The organism is Metabacillus indicus LMG 22858 (assembly GCF_000708755.2).
Classification (GTDB): Bacteria; Bacillota; Bacilli; order Bacillales; family Bacillaceae; genus Bacillus_P; species Bacillus_P indicus.
Genome location: NZ_JGVU02000002.1, coordinates 636,770 through 655,858 on the forward strand (window position 1 = coordinate 636,770; position 19,089 = coordinate 655,858).

Sequence of the window (19,089 nt, forward strand, 5' to 3'; positions counted from 1 at the left end):
CAGCGGGCACATCAAATTGAATGTGCCCGCTGTTTTTTATTGAACAGATTTCAGTAATTCCTCCGCGGCTCTGTATGGGTCCCCAGACAGGCTGATGGCTGAAATCACGGAAACTCCATCCCCTCCTGCTTCTATAACAGCACGGGCGTTGAATGAGGTTATTCCGCCGATGCCGACAACCGGGATGGTTACCCCAGCCGTTCTTATTTCTTCAATCAAAAGTGTCCCTTTTACAGGTTCAGCATCTTCCTTCGTTGCAGTTGGAAATATGGGCCCTGCCCCAATGTAATCCGCACCATCTTTCATTGCCTTTTTCACCTCTGCCATCGTATGGGCAGAAACACCCAGTATCTTGTTTCCGATTCTTTCTCGCACCTCGCCCGCATCAGTGTCATCCTGTCCAATATGAACACCGTCTGCATCAAGTTCGACTGCAAGGTCAATATCGTCATTGACAATAAAGGGAACGGCATGCATTGCGCATATTTTTTGAAGGCTGCGCGCGAGCTCTCGTTTATCCATACCTGTAAGTGCATTCTTTCCTTTTTCACGGTATTGAAACATCGTGATGCCGCCTTTAACAGCATGGAGAAGCACCTCTTCAGGTTTGTTCAGGCAATTGGTGCTCCCCATAATAAAATACAGATTCAGTTTCTGCCTAAGTATGCTGCTTTCCATATCGTCCCGTCCTTCTTTCCTGATACGCCCAATGATTCGTTGGACCGTGACCGTTTCCAAGCTTAAGATCTTCTTTTATCGCGGCATGAATAAAATCGGCTGCAAGCTGAACGGCATGTTGAACACTGCTTCCCTTAGCAAGCTCAGCAGTAATCGCAGCGGCAAACGTACAACCTGTTCCATGTGTATTTTCAGTTGCAATACGATCATTTTCAAAAAAGAAGAATTCACTGCCGTCATAGAGCATGTCGATCAACTGCTCTGTCTCATCTGCATGCCCGCCTTTGATCACCACATATCCTGCTCCAAATGCATGCAGCTTTTCTGCCGCACGTTTCCGGTCTTCAATTGTTTCGATTTTTATTCCTGAGAGAGCCTCTGCCTCAGGGATGTTAGGGGTAATAACAAGTGCGAGAGGCAAAAGATGAGTGATCAATGAGTCAATCGCTTCCTGCTGCAGGAGTGATGCCCCTCCTTTTGCGATCATAACAGGATCGACCACAACCTTTTCCCAGCCGAATCGTTTAATTTGGACGGAAACAGCTTCAATGATTTCACTGCTGAAAAGCATGCCTGTTTTCAGTGCATCTGTTCCAAGATCTGTCCCTATCGCTTCTATTTGTTTCATAACCGCCTCTGCCGAAAGCGGGTACACGCCGTGCACGCCAAGCGTATTTTGAGCTGTCACTGCTGTTATAGCTGACATGCCAAATGCACGGAGCTCCTGAAATGTTTTTAAATCAGCCTGTATTCCTGCGCCTCCCCCGCTGTCAGAACCTGCTATTGTTAATGCTCTTGCAACACTCATGCAAGCACCTCCTCAAGCTTTATGCGTTCTCTCAAATCTTTCGGTTCAAGATGATACAGTTCATTTAAAAACTCGATTTGAAAGCTGCCCGGTTCGAGTCTGTACAGCCTTTCTACTGCTGCTTCAGCAGCGCATCCATAGACAGCTGCAGCGGCAGCGGCGGCAAAAACATAGTCTTTTTCAATTGCACAAAACGCTCCGACAACTGAGCTTAACAAGCACCCTGTCCCAGTCACTTTTGTCTGAAGCTGGTGTCCGTTTTTGCAGCTGAATAGCCGTTCACCATCTGAAATATAGTCCGTTTTTCCTGTAATCACAACAACCGTCCTCAACTGCTTTGCAGCTTTAACGGCAAGCGCTGCAGCATCCCCTTCTCCTGCACCAGAATCGACCCCTTTTATTGCCCAGTTTTCACCTGCAAGACTTGCAACCTCTGCAGCATTGCCCCGGATTACGGCAATGTCCAGCTTTTCTGCAAGCATTTTAGCCGTCTCCGTTCTGTAAGGTGTTGCCCCTGAACCAACCGGATCTAAGATAACAGGAACATTGTGCTTATTGGCAGAAGCTCCGGCAATCAGCATCGACTCTACTATTCTTTCATCTAATGTACCGATATTCAGTACGACTGCACCCGCTATTTTTGCCATATCCGCGACTTCTTCTTTCGCATAGGCCATGACGGGAGAAGCCCCAAGAGCAAGAAGCCCGTTTGCCGTAAAATTTGTCACGACCGTATTCGTTATGTTGTGCACTAGCGGGTTTTGTTCTCTTACATTCTCCAATACTAATTCTGCTTGAATGGACATGATCGTTTCCCCTCCAATTATAAATAAGCACTTTGCCGCGGCAAAGTGCTTACAGGTATCCCTATAATCTCCCTGCGCTGGCATTATCCAACAGGTTCATCCGGTCTGCAGCAGTTAGCCGCACTCTCAGCCTGATTCCACAAGCTCCCGTTTTGTTATGTACTTTGTTTCAAAGTCTACCCGTACAAGGGAGATTTTGCAACTATTTATCTTGGACAGCTGCTTTCTTTTTCTTAAGCTGGTTTTTTAGCAGAAGAATAAAAAGGAGCAGCAGCGGAATTCCGAATTGAAATGGGAGATGAATATATTTAGGAACGATTTCAAGACCGGTTTTCGTATGCTCTACTATGCTTTTATCCATAAAAAAGGTGGATGCGAATCCAGCTGAAAGGACCCCGTATACGAGGTGATTATTTTTTACCCTGGGCATAATCTCAGACAGGCTTTTTATAGCGGCATAGCAGAGAAGCACCACTTTTATAAACCCTACAAAGAAAAAAACAATGACAGAAAGGATTTCGATATGCTGAAAAAAATCCAGCAAATCAATCGTTTCGATTGATTTAATGAGGGGATAGGAAAAATAGACCGCAATTTTCGCCCCTAGCATGCCGATGATGGATTCTGTTATGACAATAATAATGAGACCGCTGAATACAACAGCCATCCATCCTCTTTTAAGCAAATAGGACTGATTATTCACAGCGGGAAAAATCATGAGGAATGCAATCAGTTCTCCGAACGGAAACGTTATTTTTGCCGGAAAAACAGATCCTATCACGGACCTCCAGTCAGGCTTTATAAGAGGTAGAACATTTGTCCATTCGAACATTGGGTTCAAAATGGTTATGAGAGTGGTCACAGCAATCATCATAATACTTCCGAAAAAGAGCAATTCCGATACTCTTGCAATCGCCTCTAATCCTAATATGCACGCATAACCTGCCAGCAGAATGAAAACAAAACCAATGACCCAGGTTTCAATGTTGTAAAAAAGGACCGTGCTGATGAAAAACTCAAAATCTTTCACTACTCTCATACCGATATAAAGAAAATAGACTGCGTAAAGGCAAATGAAACAAGTCCCTATGCACTTGCCGAAACTTGTCTTCAAAAGCTCTGTAAAGGTTTTTCTCCTGGGATCGATGCTGAGAATCCATATATACAAAAAATAAATGACTATACCTGCCGCCATGGCTATCATATTTACAAGCCAGGCTTCTTCCTCAGCATCTAAACTGAGGCCTACTACCACTGTGCTGCCTAAAAGAAAAAGAACCATTAAGGAAAAAACCTGATAGGGAGTAATCTGCTGATTCATCATTCATCATCCTTTGCATGAAAGGGTTACGGTATCCTGTTCACATCTCCAATATCTTCAATCTTCAAATCCACTTCTACTTCTACCGGTACCTCAGGATATAGTTCTTTCCACTTCTTGTTGATTTCCTGAAATTTATATGGGTTTCTCAAGTAGACTTCTTTTAGAAAGCCAATAAAGTCATTATTTTCTTCCTGACTTCTGGCAATCAGTCCTGCCATCTCACTCTTTAAGAATGCTTCAGTCTTTGATTCTAAATAAGGAAGATCATTCTTGTTGCAAGTGCTTTCAAACAATTCACCCTTCATCTTCCGTTTGACTTGAAATGAGACCATTCCGTTATTGTATACTGGTTTTACGCTGGTTTTTGACTTTTTAATGTGTACGGTAAAAAAACCAGCTCCGCATTTAGTCTCAATCGTCGCTTTTTTTGTATTGTTGGTAAAACCAAGAAAAATCTTGCTCTCATCCCTGCTTAAATAACCAGCAAGCTTGTCTTTTTTAAAATAAGCCATTCCGTTCAGGATCAAAAGTACCTCCGGCTCAGGTGAAGAAACGTTCTCTTGTGAGGAGCCTATCTCCTGATCACTGCTCAGAGTAACATAAGGAAGCGCTGTTGCTTTTATATTTCTGAGAAGATCGTTCATCACTTTAACAGGATATACACTTGCCGCAGATCCAAGATTTAATTCATTGCTATGGACAACGTCGTTGATTCTTTTAGAAGAGACTTTTTCTGCCGGGGTAATGGTCTTTAAAATTTTGCTTGCCGGATAATCTTTTGTGACCATAATTTTTATGCTTGAGGAAATCTCAGATTCTGTCAGAAACAAGGCCAGTATCTCATGAATACCTTTTTCTCTTGCTGTTTGTTCTCCAATGACAATCAATTCGGCGCTGTCGAGAAAAATTTTCTTTGGATTGCGGTTTAGAATGTTTTTAACTGCCTGAGAAATGGTTCTGCCTGATTGCTGGTAGATAATTGAACCAGGAACTTCTCCTGCTGAATCAGGTTTAGCTGCAGTATTGATCATCTGAAGTGTTACCTCATACCCTTCATCACTGGTATCAATTCCTATCGCACTGACGATAGAGATCGATTTAATCAAAGTGTCCTCTACATTCTTTGAAATAACCACACTTGAACCAAGAGTAAGAATGACGAAAAATATAAGTCCCCATGCTTTTCTCTTCATCGCGTCCTCCTTACTTGTTTTTCAGCTGGTCTTTTTCTTCTTTAGTAAAGGTCTTCTTATTATTCAGCTGTTCATACATGGGTACCCTGAATGCAGCGTCCTTTTGATCTCCAGGCTTAAAAGGAGCAAACGGAGCAAGATAAGGCACCCCGAATGATCTTGATGAAGATAGCTGAAGCAGATAATACATGATTCCTGCAATAATGCCGAAAAACCCTAAAACAGACGCCAGAAACATAAATACAACAGTCAACTTTTGAGAAACAGTCGCAAGAGAATAGACCGGAATGATGCTTGAAAAGATGTAAGAGGCACTTAATACAACAAGCGTAAAAGGCTGAACAAGATAAGCTTCAACCGCAGATTGCCCAAGGACAATGGCCGCAAAAACAGTGACCGTAAACACAACGGATTGCGGAAGTCTAAGCGAACTTTCCGTAATAATCAGGATCAGAAAATAAAAGACGATGGTCTCAACTACTGTCGGAGCAGGCACAAGTTCCCTCTGTGTGACAATTCCAACGAGCAGATTAGTCGGAATCAGACCTGGATGATAAATCGTAAACGCAATATACAGGGCTGGAAGCAGGATGGCTAAACAATAAATCAACATCCGTGAGAACCTTTTTGCCATAATCTTTTTCGTCAAAAAATAATAATCATCCGGCGACTGAAAAAGCTGTACAAACACAGTCGGCAGCGTGACTACAAACGGCGTCCCGTCAACGATGAGAGCAATCCTCCCTTCCATAAGTTCACTGCAGACAACGTCCGGTCTGTCCGTTGAAAGAGTCAGGGGGAAAATGGAGTTTGAAGATTTTTGCAGCGTTTCTTCAAGATAATTCGAGTCAAGAATCACGTCCATTTTTATAGAGGAAAGCTCCTCTTTCAGCTCTTTTATGATTTCCTTGTCGGCTTTTCCTTCCATATAAATGATGCAGATTTTAGTTGTAGAATTGATTTCCGGTGACTCTATTCTTAGTGAAGGATTTCTGATCACCTTTCTGATTAATGCCGTATTTGAAGAAATATCTTCGTTAAATCCGATGTCGGGTCCTTTCAGAGTCCGCTGAGCTTTCGGGTTTGAAATACTCCTCTCAGGAAACTTGTCCGTTCCGGCTGTAATACAGCTCGACTGACCTTCTAAAAGAATGACAGTATTGCCAAAAAGCAGCTCATTTACTGCATCATTCATGTCTGTTGTTATCCTGGTGTCCTTCAGAGCTATAACATGATCCAGGAGGAAATCGACGGTATCATCTGCTGCCTGGGCCTTTTCTGCATCAAAGGAAGCAAGTGATGGAAGAATCAGCTCCTCCAGCTGTTTGTTTTCAACAATCGTGCTGATATATACGATTAAAAAAGTAAATCCGTTATTTTTCATTTCTTTAAATTTTAAATCCGAACTGTTACCCAGCTTCTCACAAATCAGCAATTTGCCGGCATGCAGGGATTGGGGTATCTTTTCAGGAGCAACCATTTTTGACATGCGCAGTCCCTCAATTTCAATTTAGTATGGATTAATATTCCTTAAATTCCCCTTGAGTATACGCAAAAAGGACCCCGCAGCATGCGGAGTCCTTCCTTCCCATTACTTATAACAGCTTCCAAACACCCAATACATCAAGCAATACAAGGAAAATGGCAATTGGCGCCACGTACCTCATAAGCAGGAACCACACATTGAACAGTCCTTTGGATAACGAAGATCCTTTAGAGAGCTCTTCATAAAGAGCTGATTTTTTCATTTTCAGCGGAACAAATATAGATATAAGCAGGGCTCCCACAGGCATCAGGATGTTACTGACCAGATAATCCGCCGCATCAAAAATGGATTTGCCGAAAATGCTTACTTCACTCCAGACCCCAAATGATAGGGCAGACGGTATACCTACTGCAAAGATAAGAAGCCCGATTGTCCATGACCATTTTGTCCGTTTCTCAGCGTCTCCCTTTGATAACACAGATACAATGATTTCAAGCATAGAAAAAGCCGAAGTTAAGGATGCAAACAGGAAAAGCAGGAGGAATGCCGCAAAGAATACCATTCCAAATGCCATTTGATTAAATACGGTCGGCAGTACGTTAAAGAGCAGCACCGGACCGGCATCAGGCTTCAGGCCGAAGGAAAAGACGGCCGGGAAGATCGCAAGCCCTGCAAGAACAACAATAAAGATGTTCATTCCGACAATCGAAAACGCAGATTGAGGCAGATTGGACTCTTTTGATAAATAAGAGCTGTACGTTACCATAACGGACACACCTACACTTAGGGTGAAAAAGGATTGCCCCAGTGCTGCCAGAATGGTTTCCGACGTTAATTTTGAAAAATCAGGCTGAAACAAAAAGCGGACTCCCTCCATCGCACCGTCTAAAGTAAGCGAACGGAAAATCAGTACGATAAACAAAAGAAATAAAACCGGCATCATAACTTTACTAGTGCGCTCAATTCCTTTTTGGACCCCTTTTGCAACAACCGCAATGGTTATTGCCATGAAGACAAAGTGCGCTCCGACGCTTAGTACGGGATCAGTGATCGTTTCCCCGAACAGCTGCCCATACTGCTCCTGACTGAGTCCGTTTAAATCTCCTGTCAGTGTTTTTACGAGGTAGAGAATAATCCATCCTCCAATGACACTATAAAATGACAGCAGAATAAAACAGGTTATCATTCCTAAATAACCGACAGAAAACCATTTTGTTCCCGGCGCGATTGCTTTATATGACTGGATCGCATCTTTCTGAGTGCTTCTTCCGACCGCAAATTCTGCCAGGAGCAATGGCAAGCCAAGCAATAATGTGAAGAGAAGGAATATAAAAAAGAAGGCTCCCCCTCCGCTGACTCCGGCTATATACGGGAATTTCCATATTGCCCCAAGTCCGATTGCTGATCCTGCTGCAGCTAAAATAAAACCCAGTTTTGAAGACCACTGCTGTTGTTCTCTCATTATGCACCTCTCATGATTGTGTCTTATATTAATGAAAACGCAAAAAAGCCGCCCCCTGTGTGTAGGGGCGACTGTTCATCGCGGTACCACCCTAGTTGAGAATACTTCTTCTCCGGCTCTTAAGTCGATATCGGGACAACCCGCTCATTCCTTCCGTCAGGTCGAAACAAAAACTCAGGGACCGAAATTCATACGCATTGTGTGTACTGACTTTCACCTAGCGTCAGCTCTCTATAACAGGGACAATGCGATTACTGTGTTTCCCATCAACGTTACGCTCCATTAATTTATAGATAATTTAAACATCTCATGACTGCTGATGTCAACCTGTTTTTTTAAAAATGGAACCTGTCCTCACTCATCATATAGGTCAGGCTCATTAAAGACAGTCAGCACTTTTGATGCGCAGTTCAGCTTGCAGTCGAGGTTCCAGACGGTTTTTTTGAAGCATATTACTTCCGGGCTCTCAAGGTAAAACTTTAAGAGGACGTCGGCTTCGGCATCGATAATTGCATAATTTTCCCTGCTTTTGAACAGCTCAAAATCCTTGTGCATCACAAGCTTCCAGCCGTCGCTCAGCGGAAATTCCTTAAAATCCTTAGTGAACTTTTTCAAATTCATGAAGCCCTGCCTCCCCTGCAATGATGTCATTTTAAAAATCATCCTTGTTTCTTTTCTTCATGCATGGTATATTACTAGAGCGATGAGCTGAATTGTGTAAGTCGAAGAACATGCGGAACTTCCGCACACATGATGTGGCATGTGGTTCTTCGCCTCAATACGCAAGGAGACGACTGGTTTACCAGCGTCTCCTTTTCTATTTTATTCCCCCTTGCTCTTGCTCAGCATCCATTTGTACAGCTCAGGATCATTGTATGCCTGGACCCATGAATCATGCTTGACCCCAGGATATGAGGTGAATGCTGCGGTTCCGCCCGCATGCCGGATAGCATTGACCATATCAACACTTTCTTTTATTGGAATCACGTCATCGTCTTCTCCGTGAAAAATCCAGACAGGGAGATCTTTCAGAAGGCCTGCTTTCTCAGGGCAGCCGCCTCCGCATACTGCAGCCAGCGCTGCGAATGTTTCCGGCATTCTTCCTGCTAGTTCAAAAGCTCCATATGCCCCCATGCTCATGCCCGTCAAATAGATGCGGCTCTTATCGACTCTGTAAGTCTCCACAACCTCTTCCAGCAAAGCTTGCGCCCCGTCGAGTTCCATAATCCAGTTCGACCTTCTCGCCGTGGATACCGGACATTGAGGAGCGAGCAGGATGAAGGGAAAATCTTCTCTGTCTGCCACCTCCGGAAGCCCTATTTTTCTGACGTCTTCAGGATTTGTGCCCCGTTCGCCCGCGCCATGCAGAAACAGAACTAGCGGCACTTCATCGGTCCCTTCTTCATATCCTTCAGGAAGCTTCAGTAAATATGATAGCTTTGCCTCAATTTTTTTCGTGATTGTTTTTTCAAATACTCCGGATTTCATCTGCTATAACCCCTTTTTTAATCATCTTCTACATACATTCTTCTTTTCATGGCCAAATCCTTTTTTGAACAGATGAAAAAAGACCGGAGATCAAAGTCTCCGGTCTTATCTTGAAGAATATTCGTTTTAGTATTAAACGGGTGCTTCTGCTTTCCTGTTTCTGCTGCTGTCTGCATGAAACAATTTTTTCGTCAGGAGAGTCTGCAAAATGACAAACATCCCTCCGATGGTCCAGTAAAGCGGAAGAGCTGCCGGTGCTGTCAGCGAGAACATGCCGATCATGACAGGCGACAAATAGCTGAACATGGCCATTTGTTTTTTCTGCGCTTCTTCAAGACCGACGAGCGATACTCTTGCCTGAAGAAAATAGATGCCTGCTGCGAGAAGTGTCAGGACAAGGTTCGGACTGCCGAGGTTAAACCATAAAAAGGAATGCTGGGCAATTTCAGGCGTTCTCTGAATGGCATAATAAAACCCGGTTAAGAACGGAAGCTGAATGAGAAGCGGCAGACATCCGCCAAGTGCAGCAAGCGGATTGATCTGGTGCTTCTGATACACTTTCATCGTTTCCTGCTGCAGTTTCGTCTTTGTTTCTGCATCTTTTGCTTTTTTCATTTTCTCCTGAATAACTGAAAGCTCAGGCTGCGCCTTTGCCATCTTCCCCTTCATGTGCATTTGGTCTTTCGACTGTTTAAGGGCAAATGGAAGAAGAACGAACCGGATCATCAACGTTACGAGAATGATTGAAAGCCCGTAGCTTCCCTGAAACCATTCGGCAAACGTTTTTAAAAGCAGTGAAAACGGATAAACAAAATAGTGATTAAAAAAGCCCGGGGTAACGCTCGTTATTTCCTGAATGCCACCGGTGCCTGCCTGCTGGCAGCCGCTCAAAAGAATAAGCAGGCCTATTCCAAGCAGTGCAAGGAATACGTTCCGAGAGGTGAATGCAGATTTCTTTTCCATGTAGATCCTCCTTGTTTTTCATTGAGTATGAAAGATTCAAGAAGGAAGCCGGACGGAGTATCATCTCCTGCATCATACCGTCTCATCTGCCTGATGATCCAGACAATGACCGCATTTGTTTCATTTTGTCTCCGCTGTGAAATCAGTCTGTCTTTATGCTCATGCCTTACTGCCATTTTCATAGACGGGTGTTTTTTAAAGGACTGATCCAGCAGATAGCCGCAGGCAAAGATCGCCGCTACAGTAAAGAAAAGGCTGATCAGAGTCAGATACGGTGTAAGTTCGTGTGAAAACTCCATCATCATGTGCTGCATTCACCTCCTTTTATTACACTAAGTATAAACCTCATAAATAGAAAAAGAAAGCGGATGTCACTTCCATTGCATGGATGGGCAATAAAAAAGCCCGCCGGCTGGAAATTTGGCCGGCAGGCTCTGGTTATCCTTTTTTTACATACAGCGGCAGTTCAGTATGCCCGAGGAGACGGGCATATACAAACAAGTTGCCTTTGTGGTTTACTTCGTGCTCAATTCCCATCTTCACAAGAGATGCACCGGTAGTCTTGAATCCAAAGACGTTTGTCAGATCAATCTCGCGTGAAAGCTCATCATCAGTGAGTGATTCCAGCAGCTGAACGGTTTTTTCCGTATAGAGTTCAACAGCTTTTAAAGGATCTGATTCCCGGACATCCTCTTTTTCCATCAGCGGTCCCGGGCTTCCTGCTTTGGCAACAGCCGTAAATTTGTACATGGAAGTTGCCATATGAACAGCCAGTTTCGAAGTCGACATAGACGATTCGGCAGGCTTAAAATCCGGATCATTGTTTCTCATAATGGAAAGCAGTTCAAGCGTAACAGCTCTGTGCGACAAAAAATGATTGATTAATTTCGTGTTCATCGTTATCCTCCGCAGGTTAAGGTTATTTAGCAAATCCCATAAACTGCTTCAGCATGGAAAGGCCGTATTTGCGGTCTGCACGTTCCTCTTTTTCTTTTTGCTGCTGTACGAACGCAAGAAATTTTTGTTCTCTCTGTTCAATATACTGTTTGGCTAGCTCACGTTCATACTTGACCTCATCATAGAACATTTCCCGTTCACTGTTTGCAGATTCATGGATTACGTTCAGTTTATCATGAAGAGATGCATAATGTCCTTCCGCAGCATTCATGTGTGCTTCCTTCATTTCGCCAAGCTTTTCCTTCAATGCGGAAAACTGGCTTTTCGACATCGTCAGCTGCGTTTTTGCATGTTCGTTTACTTTGTTTTGAAGGCCGGAGAATTGGCCCAACTGCACTTTCGTCTGTTCATCCATTTTTGACTGAAGTGAAGCATATTGTTCTTTTGCTGCCTGCAGCTGTGTTTTGGCCTGTTCATTAAGCTTAGTGTTCAAAGCAGCAAACTGGCCTTTTACGGCATTGAACTGAGCTTCCTTCTGTTCGTCAAGCTTTGTCTGAAGCGCTGCAAACTGGCCTTTTGATGTCTGTTGCTGGGATTTTGCCTGATCATTCAATTTGCTCTGGAGTGCTGTGAAATGGGTTTTGGCCGTTTTCATTTGGGCTTTTGACTGCTCATTCAGCTTATGATGAATCGCCGTAAACTGGTTTTTAGCGGCATTCAGCTGCAGATCCGTCTGTTCTTCGAGCTTTTGCTGAAGCTCTTCCATCTGCTCTTTAGCGGCACTCAGCTGGGCTTTTGACTGTTCATTCAATCTGTGATGCAGGGCGGCAAACTGGCCTTTTGACGTTTGAAACTGTGTTTTGGTCTGCTCGCCAAACTCCTGCTTGACCGTTTTCTTCAGCTGTTCGATTAACGACAGCTCCAGCTGGTCCATTTTCAGCTCAAGTATATTTATGTCCTGTTTTCCTTTTTCTTCAATCAAACTGAAAATCTCTTCAAGCGCCACTTTAATATTTTTCTTTGCAGAAAGTTCTGCATCCGGATCCAAAACGGCAGCTGAGGCTGCAGCGGCTTCACCTTTTCCGTTCATAGCAAGCATTTGGACAATTGTCTCATGATCGAGCTGGCTGTCCTTCATATGTTTAATTTTTCTCAGCATTTCAATATTTTCGGGCGAGTACACCCGGGCATTTTTATGATCCCGTTCGATTTCAAGAATGGCTGTGAACTCTTCTTCCCACATTTTTAAAATGTAGGAGGACTCCCCAAGCATGGAAGCTACCTTTGAAATACTTACCTTTTTAGACATCTAAAACCCCGCCTTTTCTCATTTTTTTGTTGCCTACGTTTTCGAGGCGGGGATAAGGAAAATCCTGCAAGTCGACAAAGGTTCCAAAATAAAGTCAACATTTCATGAATTGGGTTGAATTTCGGCATTTTCCGCGAATAATTAAAATCCGTGAATCGTCATGCCTCCATCTACGAATAATGTCTGGCCTGTTATGTAGCTTGCTGCATCGGAGCCGAGGAACACGGCAGGTCCCACAAGTTCAGGCAGCTGCCCGATCCGCTTCAGCGGTGTTACGGCAAGAATATCAGAAACATACGCTTCATCCTGCAGGATTTTTTCAGTCAGTGGCGTTTCAAAATACCATGGCCCGATGGCGTTCACCTGTATGTTATCCTGACCCCATTCAAATGCAAGCACCTTTGTCATCTGAATCATGGCTGCTTTTGTCTGGGCATACACAACACCTGTTCTCAGGGCGGTCTTGCCTGCGACGGATGAAATATTAATAATTCTTCCGCCTTTCCCGTTTTTCTTCATCCACTCAGCTGCTTTTTGAGACATAAAAAAAGCAGATTTCATATTTGTACTTACAATCGTTTCCCACTCATACTCTGTCACATCAAGTGCTTTTGAACGGATATTCATTCCGGCATTATTTATCAGAATGTCGACATTCATCTGCTGCGCCTCAAGCTCAGCAAATACACTCTTAATGCTTTCTGTACTCGTCACATCTGCAGGGAACGGGTAGGCTTTTCGGCCTTTTGCCCTGATTTCTTCTGCAGCTGCCTGCAGCTCTTCTTCTGTTCTGGAGAGGAGAATCACATCAGCCCCCGCCTCGGCATACCCAAGGGCAAGTGCGCGGCCAATTCCCCTCCCTGCACCGGTAATAAGTGCTGTTTTATTTTTCAGATCAAATGATGGCAGATTCATAATTGATGCCTTCTTTCTCTTTTTCTTTCATTTTATCATAGAAGTTTGAGTTTTCAGGAAATGATGCTGAAGGAGTAGACGCATGTGAAATTTCTTTGCATGCAGAGCCTTTTCACACCAAAAAAAAGAGCTGCCTGATCTCAGGCAGCTCCCGTTTATTTAGAATTTCCCTGCATTTGTGCCGGGGATTGACGTTTGATTTTGCGGTGTTTCCGGAGCTTTTTCTGTTTCAGACTCATTCCCGCCTGTCAGTTCAGCTCCTGCTTCCTTTACCTTGGAGCCGATGGCTGCAAGATCCTGCTGAGCATCCTTGGCCGTTGCCAGAGTTTCATTCGAAGCTTGAATGACATCGCTGACGTTGCCCTTTACATCTTCATTTAGGCGGTCATACAGTCGTTTCGCCTCGTTAATCGCATCTTTAAGTGAATCTGCTGCGGATTTAAACTGCGTGACAACCTGATTTTTAACTTCGCCTGGATTTTCTTTCACTTGAGTGAAAACCTCTGCAGAGGAATCTTTAATGCCCGCCGCTGACTTTTTCACTTGATTCCGCGTATTTTTATCAAACAATGTGACCAATCCGCCGATTACTGCTCCAGCGAGAATACCCGCAGCAAGTTTGCTGCCTTTCGACTTTGTTTTCACTTCCGGTGCTGCTGTTACAGCCGGTTGAACTGCTGTGTTTGTTGTTTGAAGCGTGTTTTCGTTCGTGCTTTGAATCGTCATCATGATTCCTCCCTGTAGATTAATGTCATATTGCGTACATACCCTTAATGATTTCTTTACGAAACATCATTTTTCCTTCTGTTTATTCAGAATAATCTGTTCATTTTTAAAAATTATCAGTATACTTATTTAGAAGCACGAAACAAGTTGATGTAAATGGGAGGAACACATATGGAAAAAGTAATCGAAAAGAGATTATCCAGAACAGAGGTGCCGGAAGCACTGACTTGGAATCTGGAAGATTTATATGATTCTCACGCTGACTGGGAAAAGGAACTCGCCGCAATCGAACATGATGCAGCTGAACTTGCAGCATATAAGGGCACTCTGGGAAATTCAGCCTCCTCCCTTCTTGCCTGCCTTGAAGCAGAGGAACATCTGTCTAAAAAGCTTGTCAGAGCGGGAACCTACATCAGCCTTCTTCAATCGGCAGATGGAACATGCCCTGATAACCAGGCGAACTCCTCACTGTTTGCAGCCCTGCTGTCAGGCGTTCAGGGAAAAACATCGTTCATTGAGTCAGAACTGCTCAGCCTTCCGGAGGAAACAATGGAAGCTTTTATAAGAGAAGAAAGCAGGCTCGAGCCATTTTCAAGAAAACTGCAGGAATTAGGAGAATTAAGACCGCACCGTCTTTCAGAAGAATCAGAGCGAGTTCTGGCTTCACTCGGCGAGATTCACGGGGCACCTTACAAAATTTATCAGAACGCAAAGCTTGCAGATATGACATTTGAATCCGTCGAAGATGAAGACGGCAATCTTCTCTCGAATTCATTTGCACTCTATGAAGACAGATATGAATTTTCGTCAAATACATACGTTAGAAGAAAGGCCTACGACTCGTTTGTTTCTACTCTTAAAAACTACAAAAATACAGTCGCATCCGCCTATGCTGCAGAAGTAAAGAAACAGGTGGCCCTATCACGTCTCAGAAACTATCCGTCTGTAACTGACATGCTCCTTAAACCTCAGCATGTCACTAAAGAGATGTACAGCAATCAGCTTGATATTATTCAGGCAGAACTTGCTCCTCACATGAGGAAATTTGCTGCACTTAAAAAGCGTGTTCTGAAACTTGACGAACTGCGTTATTGCGATTTAAAAGCTCCGCTTGACACAGAATTCAATCCAAAAACAACGTATCAGGAGGCAAGCGACATCATCCTTGAAGCACTGGATGTAATGGGGCCTGAGTACACTCAGATCATGAAAAAAGCGCTGTCTGACAGATGGGTCGATCTTGCTGATAACGTTGGGAAATCAACCGGCGCGTTCTGTTCAAGTCCATATGGCGTACACCCGTATATTTTGATGACATGGCAGGATACGATGAGGGGTGCTTTTGTCCTTGCCCATGAGCTTGGCCACGCAGGGCATTTCTATCTGGCCAACAAGCATCAGCGGATCATGAATACACGCCCTTCCACGTATTTCGTTGAGGCGCCGTCAACTCTTAACGAAATGCTGCTTGGAAGACACCTGCTGAAAAAGACACAGGATAAGCGGATGAGACGATGGGTAATCCTGCAGCTTCTCGGGACTTACTATCATAATTTTGTGACTCACCTGCTTGAAGGCGAATTTCAGCGCCGGGTTTATGAATCCGCTGAAAACGGACAGCCAATTACGGCGAACATGCTTTCAAACCATAAAAGAGATGTCCTTTCATCATTCTGGGGAGAGGCAGTTACACTTGATGAGGGAGCATCGCTTACATGGATGAGGCAGCCTCATTATTACATGGGCTTATATCCGTACACGTATTCAGCAGGATTGACAGCCTCAACACTAGTCTCTCAATTCATTGAAGATGAAGGAAAGCCTGCAGTTGACAGGTGGATAAATGTACTGAAATCCGGCGGAAGCAAAAAACCGGTCGAGCTCCTTAAAGAAGCTGGCGTTGATATGACCAGCCCTGACTCGATCAGACAGGCAGTCGCTTATGCAGGTTCACTGATTGAAGAACTGGAAGAAAGTTTTCTCTCTTAAAGAAATCCAAAAAAGCTGACTGCGCGTCAGCTTTTTTTTGGTCAGTGAATGAATTCCCTTTTCACAATAGCAGCTTTAATCATAAAATAGGTGACGTCACTTGGCAGACTTTCTTTTATAGGTTTCAGCACAGCTGTTCCGTGTTCGTCAATCGCCGCTTCTATCTCCCCGGCATATTCATCCGGAACCCAGCTGTCCGTGTCGATATTCAGGCCTTCTTTTGCGCAGCGCAGCAGATGATTTTCAACTGTGACAGGAGACAAATCTCTCTTTCCGGCTATTTCTTTAACAGATAAACCTTCCTGATAAAGCTTTAGCGTATCAAGATGCGAAGATTCTTTTCGCTCTTTTTTTACGCGTCCGGGCTCTTCTTTTTCTGGAAGATCCTTTAAAAAGGCTGAAATCGCATCTGCAAAAATGCGGCCGTATTTTTGGTGTTTTACTTCTCCTACTCCCTGGACAGAGAGGAATGCTTCTTTCGTCTCAGGTTTCTGAAGACTCATATCCTTCAGCGTTTTATCCGAGAAGATAACAAACGGAGGAACATTTTCTTCTTCGGCCAGCTGTTTCCTTACAGCCTTAAGCACAAGGAAAAGCTCGTCATCAGGAGCCTTTTGCACAATCCGTGTTTGCTCTTTTCTAGTAACAGTTTCCAAGCCTTTTAAAACCTGCAGCCCCTTCTCCTCGATGATAAGCACCGGAAACTGTCCGCCTGTTATCGAAATAAACTGTTCTGAGGTCAGAAAATCAATAAATTCACTGACTTCTTTTGCTGTTTTATGTTTCAGGATCCCGTAAGTAGACAGCTCATGAAAGTTAAAATCCTTGATTTTTTTGCTGGATGAACCAGTCAGCACCTGGCTGATCATTGTCTTGCCAAATTTCTGCCCCATGCGGATCATACATGACAAGACCATTTGGGCTTCTTTTGAGACATCCTCGCTAGTCCGCTCATCTTTGCAGTTGCTGCATTTTCCGCATGGCTCAGCTGCTTCGTCCCCAAAATAGGACAGGATGTAGGATTGAAGGCAGCCTTCTGTGTAGCAAAAATCACGCATTTGATGCAGTTTAACGAGCTCTGAATGCTGTCTCTCCTTATGAAAGGATGATTGGTCGATCAAATACCGCTGAACCTGAACATCTTGTGCAGAGAACAAAAGGATGCATTCACTTTCAAGCCCGTCTCGGCCTGCCCTTCCCGCTTCCTGGTAGTAGCTTTCCATATTTTTTGGCATTTGAAAGTGGATGACATAACGCACATTTGATTTATTAATGCCCATTCCGAATGCATTTGTTGCAATCATGACCTGAACGTCGTCATTTAGAAATAGATCCTGGGCACTGGTCCTATCTGCATCGCTCATACCACCATGATATTTCCCCGCCCTGATCCCCTTCTTTGAGAGACGTTCATACAGCTGATCTGCAACTTTTCGAGTGGCTGTATAAATAATACCTGTATCTTCACTGCGGCCGGCAATGTACTTCTCTAAAAAGGGAATCCTGTCCCCGTCTCTGCTTACGCGAAACGAAAGGTTTTCTCTTTCAAACCCAGTTACAGTAGTATGCTCACCCAATATGCCGAGAGTGCTGCAGATGTCTTTCCTTACCTGGGGTGTGGCGGTTGCAGTCAGCGCAAGAAAAACAGGGTTTGAAGGAAGGGCTGTTTTCAAATCCGTTATTTTTAAATAACTTGGACGGAAATCATGGCCCCACTGCGAAATACAATGAGCTTCGTCTACAGCGACAAGCGAAACGTCCATCGACGTGAGCTGCTCCATAAAAACCGGGGATTCGAGTCTTTCAGGAGCAATATAAAGAATGGTATAAAGACCATTCCTTAAGTCTGCAAGCCTTGATGTTGTTTCCGAATGGGAAAGGGTGCTGTTCAGGAAGGTCGCTTTAATGCCTGCTTGGTCAAGAGAATCTACTTGATCTTTCATTAAGGAGATGAGCGGAGAAATGACGAGGGTAATTCCCGGCAGGATCAGAGCCGGAATCTGGTAGCAGATCGACTTTCCCCCTCCGGTGGGCATAATGCCTGCTGCATGCTTTCTATTAAGGACATTTGTAATGATTTCTTCCTGTCCCGGCCTGAAAGCTGAATAGCCGAAATAATGCTTCAAATGTTCTTTTGCCTGATCTAGCACCTTAAAATCACTCCAGTAAACGTTTTTTCTTATTATTTTACATGGGATCATTCTTTCTGGCTATGAAATTGGCGAAAATCAACTTTTGCTGAAATAAAAAAAACTCCGTTATGGAGTTCTTAATATTTTTTATGGTTATTAATGACTTCAAGTTCTTTTGTGCTTGATTTCATTTCGCTCTTGCAAAGCGGACAGACAGGAATCTCGCTTTCGCTGCTTTTGAAGTTGTCTCTGACCCAGCCTTTACAGCTGTCTGATGTGCAGATCCACACCTTCGTTTCTTCAGTAATAATTTCTTCAGGCTTTTTCCTGTACATTCATGACTCTCCTCTCTGATCTTATCAATGTTTACAGAAAATCATAAACGTGATGACAAAAAAAATTCACTGCTTATAAAAAGTACCCTTGACGTGATGACTCTTTATACCCAGTGAATAGCGTCTTTTCATTATAACAAATTTTTGCAGTTTTCGTCAACAGACCCTCTTGCTGCAGCTCTGCTTTCGTCCAGCATGCCTGACCTTAACTAAAAGGAATAGGCTGCCGTTATAGGCAGCCTGCACTTATTTACTGAAAGGATTATAATCCATTTTAATTTGGGGAAGTTCACGCACTTCTTCTGCCATAGTGCTTCCGCACATCGGACATGACAGATCTTCCGTTGAAAAATCTTTTCTCATCCAGCCGTTGCAGGACTCGGATTCGCAAGCGTATACAGTTGTATCTTCGATGATAGTAACGGGCTCTTCAGCACCCTTTTTAGCAAAGTACATGCGCATAACTCCTTTTTTTAACTAGTATACGCTTAAAATAGAATTTTATTTCTTTTTTTGACTGATCATGCACTTTGTTTTAGTATGTGCGAAAAAACCGGATTGCGGCACAATCCGGTTTT

The 19,089-nt window shown here is 43.8% G+C and carries 19 protein-coding genes and 1 other annotated feature; of the genes, 1 reads left to right on the forward strand and 18 read right to left on the reverse strand.

Translation table 11 applies throughout. The features are described 5' to 3' along the window. Positions 1-36 precede the first annotated feature (36 nt). The 15 genes from thiE to AZ46_RS06395 form a co-directional block, all read right to left on the reverse strand. Positions 37-678 (reverse strand): thiamine phosphate synthase, encoded by a 642-nt coding sequence (gene thiE, locus AZ46_RS06325; protein ID WP_029280865.1) that lies wholly within the window; start codon positions 676-678, stop codon positions 37-39. Then, entirely contained in the window at positions 659-1,486 is an 828-nt protein-coding gene (gene thiD / locus AZ46_RS06330) for a bifunctional hydroxymethylpyrimidine kinase/phosphomethylpyrimidine kinase (protein ID WP_029280864.1), read from the reverse strand. The genes thiE and thiD overlap by 20 nt, the downstream gene beginning before the upstream one ends. After that, positions 1,483-2,292, reverse strand: coding sequence for a hydroxyethylthiazole kinase (gene thiM, locus AZ46_RS06335; RefSeq protein ID WP_029280863.1), 810 nt, complete (start codon positions 2,290-2,292; stop codon positions 1,483-1,485). Before thiM ends, thiD begins: the two co-directional genes overlap by 4 nt. Before the next feature lie 202 nt (positions 2,293-2,494). Next, on the reverse strand, positions 2,495-3,613 hold the full coding sequence (locus AZ46_RS06340) for a GerAB/ArcD/ProY family transporter (protein ID WP_029280862.1): 1,119 nt from the start codon (positions 3,611-3,613) through the stop codon (positions 2,495-2,497). A gap of 26 nt (positions 3,614-3,639) precedes the next feature. Next, positions 3,640-4,809 (reverse strand): Ger(x)C family spore germination protein, encoded by a 1,170-nt coding sequence (locus tag AZ46_RS06345; RefSeq protein ID WP_029280861.1) that lies wholly within the window; start codon positions 4,807-4,809, stop codon positions 3,640-3,642. A 10-nt stretch (positions 4,810-4,819) separates the two neighbouring features. After that, complete coding sequence (locus AZ46_RS06350; RefSeq protein WP_029280860.1) at positions 4,820-6,298, reverse strand: spore germination protein; 1,479 nt, start codon at positions 6,296-6,298, stop codon at positions 4,820-4,822. A 106-nt stretch (positions 6,299-6,404) separates the two neighbouring features. Further along, positions 6,405-7,757, reverse strand: a complete 1,353-nt coding sequence (locus AZ46_RS06355; RefSeq protein ID WP_029280859.1) for a sodium-dependent transporter — start codon at positions 7,755-7,757, stop codon at positions 6,405-6,407. 60 nt (positions 7,758-7,817) lie between these two features. Further along, positions 7,818-8,036 (reverse strand) — a binding site (T-box leader). A gap of 75 nt (positions 8,037-8,111) precedes the next feature. Next, a complete protein-coding gene (locus AZ46_RS06360) occupies positions 8,112-8,378 on the reverse strand; it encodes a hypothetical protein (RefSeq protein ID WP_029280858.1) in 267 nt (88 codons plus the stop codon). A gap of 201 nt (positions 8,379-8,579) precedes the next feature. Beyond that, a complete protein-coding gene (locus AZ46_RS06365; RefSeq protein ID WP_029280857.1) occupies positions 8,580-9,245 on the reverse strand; it encodes a carboxylesterase family protein in 666 nt (221 codons plus the stop codon). Positions 9,246-9,377: 132 nt separating this feature from the next. Then, positions 9,378-10,208: a membrane protein insertase YidC gene (yidC, locus tag AZ46_RS06370; RefSeq protein ID WP_029280856.1), complete on the reverse strand. Its 831-nt coding sequence runs from the start codon at positions 10,206-10,208 to the stop codon at positions 9,378-9,380. Continuing rightward, positions 10,151-10,513 carry a hypothetical protein gene (locus AZ46_RS06375; RefSeq protein ID WP_152554724.1) on the reverse strand — a complete coding sequence of 121 codons (363 nt, stop codon included), beginning with the start codon at positions 10,511-10,513 and terminating at the stop codon, positions 10,151-10,153. The genes yidC and AZ46_RS06375 overlap by 58 nt, the downstream gene beginning before the upstream one ends. A gap of 133 nt (positions 10,514-10,646) precedes the next feature. Further along, positions 10,647-11,105 carry a DinB family protein gene (locus AZ46_RS06380; RefSeq protein WP_029280854.1) on the reverse strand — a complete coding sequence of 153 codons (459 nt, stop codon included), beginning with the start codon at positions 11,103-11,105 and terminating at the stop codon, positions 10,647-10,649. Between the two features lie 22 nt (positions 11,106-11,127). Continuing rightward, positions 11,128-12,414, reverse strand: a complete 1,287-nt coding sequence (locus tag AZ46_RS06385; RefSeq protein ID WP_029280853.1) for a helix-turn-helix domain-containing protein — start codon at positions 12,412-12,414, stop codon at positions 11,128-11,130. 141 nt (positions 12,415-12,555) lie between these two features. After that, a complete protein-coding gene (locus tag AZ46_RS06390; protein WP_029280852.1) occupies positions 12,556-13,329 on the reverse strand; it encodes an SDR family NAD(P)-dependent oxidoreductase in 774 nt (257 codons plus the stop codon). Positions 13,330-13,488: 159 nt separating this feature from the next. Then, positions 13,489-14,055, reverse strand: coding sequence for a YtxH domain-containing protein (locus AZ46_RS06395; protein ID WP_051865301.1), 567 nt, complete (start codon positions 14,053-14,055; stop codon positions 13,489-13,491). A 171-nt stretch (positions 14,056-14,226) separates the two neighbouring features. Between AZ46_RS06395 and pepF the strand changes: the two genes are divergently transcribed. After that, positions 14,227-16,044 (forward strand): oligoendopeptidase F, encoded by a 1,818-nt coding sequence (gene pepF / locus AZ46_RS06400; protein WP_029280850.1) that lies wholly within the window; start codon positions 14,227-14,229, stop codon positions 16,042-16,044. A gap of 41 nt (positions 16,045-16,085) precedes the next feature. On the opposite strand, the gene recQ is transcribed toward pepF, so the two are convergent. From recQ to AZ46_RS06415, 3 genes are all read right to left on the reverse strand, one after another. Continuing rightward, positions 16,086-18,194: a DNA helicase RecQ gene (recQ, locus tag AZ46_RS06405; protein WP_029280849.1), complete on the reverse strand. Its 2,109-nt coding sequence runs from the start codon at positions 18,192-18,194 to the stop codon at positions 16,086-16,088. Positions 18,195-18,313: 119 nt separating this feature from the next. After that, positions 18,314-18,511, reverse strand: a complete 198-nt coding sequence (locus AZ46_RS06410) for a cold-inducible protein YdjO-related protein (RefSeq protein WP_029280848.1) — start codon at positions 18,509-18,511, stop codon at positions 18,314-18,316. 246 nt (positions 18,512-18,757) lie between these two features. Continuing rightward, a complete protein-coding gene (locus AZ46_RS06415; RefSeq protein ID WP_029280847.1) occupies positions 18,758-18,967 on the reverse strand; it encodes a cold-inducible protein YdjO-related protein in 210 nt (69 codons plus the stop codon). Positions 18,968-19,089 lie beyond the last annotated feature (122 nt).

What these genes read in the sequence shown, in the direction of transcription:
- AZ46_RS06340 (WP_029280862.1), bottom strand. Translation starts at nt 3,613, where the DNA reads ATGAATCAGCAGATTACTCCCTATCAGGTTTTTTCCTTAATGGTTCTT.
- AZ46_RS06345 (WP_029280861.1), bottom strand. Translation starts at nt 4,809, where the DNA reads ATGAAGAGAAAAGCATGGGGACTTATATTTTTCGTCATTCTTACTCTT.
- AZ46_RS06355 (WP_029280859.1), bottom strand. Translation starts at nt 7,757, where the DNA reads ATGAGAGAACAACAGCAGTGGTCTTCAAAACTGGGTTTTATTTTAGCT.
- AZ46_RS06350 (WP_029280860.1), bottom strand. Translation starts at nt 6,298, where the DNA reads ATGTCAAAAATGGTTGCTCCTGAAAAGATACCCCAATCCCTGCATGCC.
- AZ46_RS06380 (WP_029280854.1), bottom strand. Translation starts at nt 11,105, where the DNA reads ATGAACACGAAATTAATCAATCATTTTTTGTCGCACAGAGCTGTTACG.
- AZ46_RS06410 (WP_029280848.1), bottom strand. Translation starts at nt 18,511, where the DNA reads ATGTACAGGAAAAAGCCTGAAGAAATTATTACTGAAGAAACGAAGGTG.
- pepF (WP_029280850.1), top strand. Translation starts at nt 14,227, where the DNA reads ATGGAAAAAGTAATCGAAAAGAGATTATCCAGAACAGAGGTGCCGGAA.
- thiM (WP_029280863.1), bottom strand. Translation starts at nt 2,292, where the DNA reads ATGTCCATTCAAGCAGAATTAGTATTGGAGAATGTAAGAGAACAAAAC.
- AZ46_RS06360 (WP_029280858.1), bottom strand. Translation starts at nt 8,378, where the DNA reads ATGAATTTGAAAAAGTTCACTAAGGATTTTAAGGAATTTCCGCTGAGC.
- AZ46_RS06365 (WP_029280857.1), bottom strand. Translation starts at nt 9,245, where the DNA reads ATGAAATCCGGAGTATTTGAAAAAACAATCACGAAAAAAATTGAGGCA.
- AZ46_RS06395 (WP_051865301.1), bottom strand. Translation starts at nt 14,055, where the DNA reads ATGACGATTCAAAGCACGAACGAAAACACGCTTCAAACAACAAACACA.
- AZ46_RS06375 (WP_152554724.1), bottom strand. Translation starts at nt 10,513, where the DNA reads ATGATGATGGAGTTTTCACACGAACTTACACCGTATCTGACTCTGATC.
- AZ46_RS06390 (WP_029280852.1), bottom strand. Translation starts at nt 13,329, where the DNA reads ATGAATCTGCCATCATTTGATCTGAAAAATAAAACAGCACTTATTACC.
- AZ46_RS06385 (WP_029280853.1), bottom strand. Translation starts at nt 12,414, where the DNA reads ATGTCTAAAAAGGTAAGTATTTCAAAGGTAGCTTCCATGCTTGGGGAG.
- yidC (WP_029280856.1), bottom strand. Translation starts at nt 10,208, where the DNA reads ATGGAAAAGAAATCTGCATTCACCTCTCGGAACGTATTCCTTGCACTG.
- thiE (WP_029280865.1), bottom strand. Translation starts at nt 678, where the DNA reads ATGGAAAGCAGCATACTTAGGCAGAAACTGAATCTGTATTTTATTATG.
- AZ46_RS06415 (WP_029280847.1), bottom strand. Translation starts at nt 18,967, where the DNA reads ATGTACTTTGCTAAAAAGGGTGCTGAAGAGCCCGTTACTATCATCGAA.
- thiD (WP_029280864.1), bottom strand. Translation starts at nt 1,486, where the DNA reads ATGAGTGTTGCAAGAGCATTAACAATAGCAGGTTCTGACAGCGGGGGA.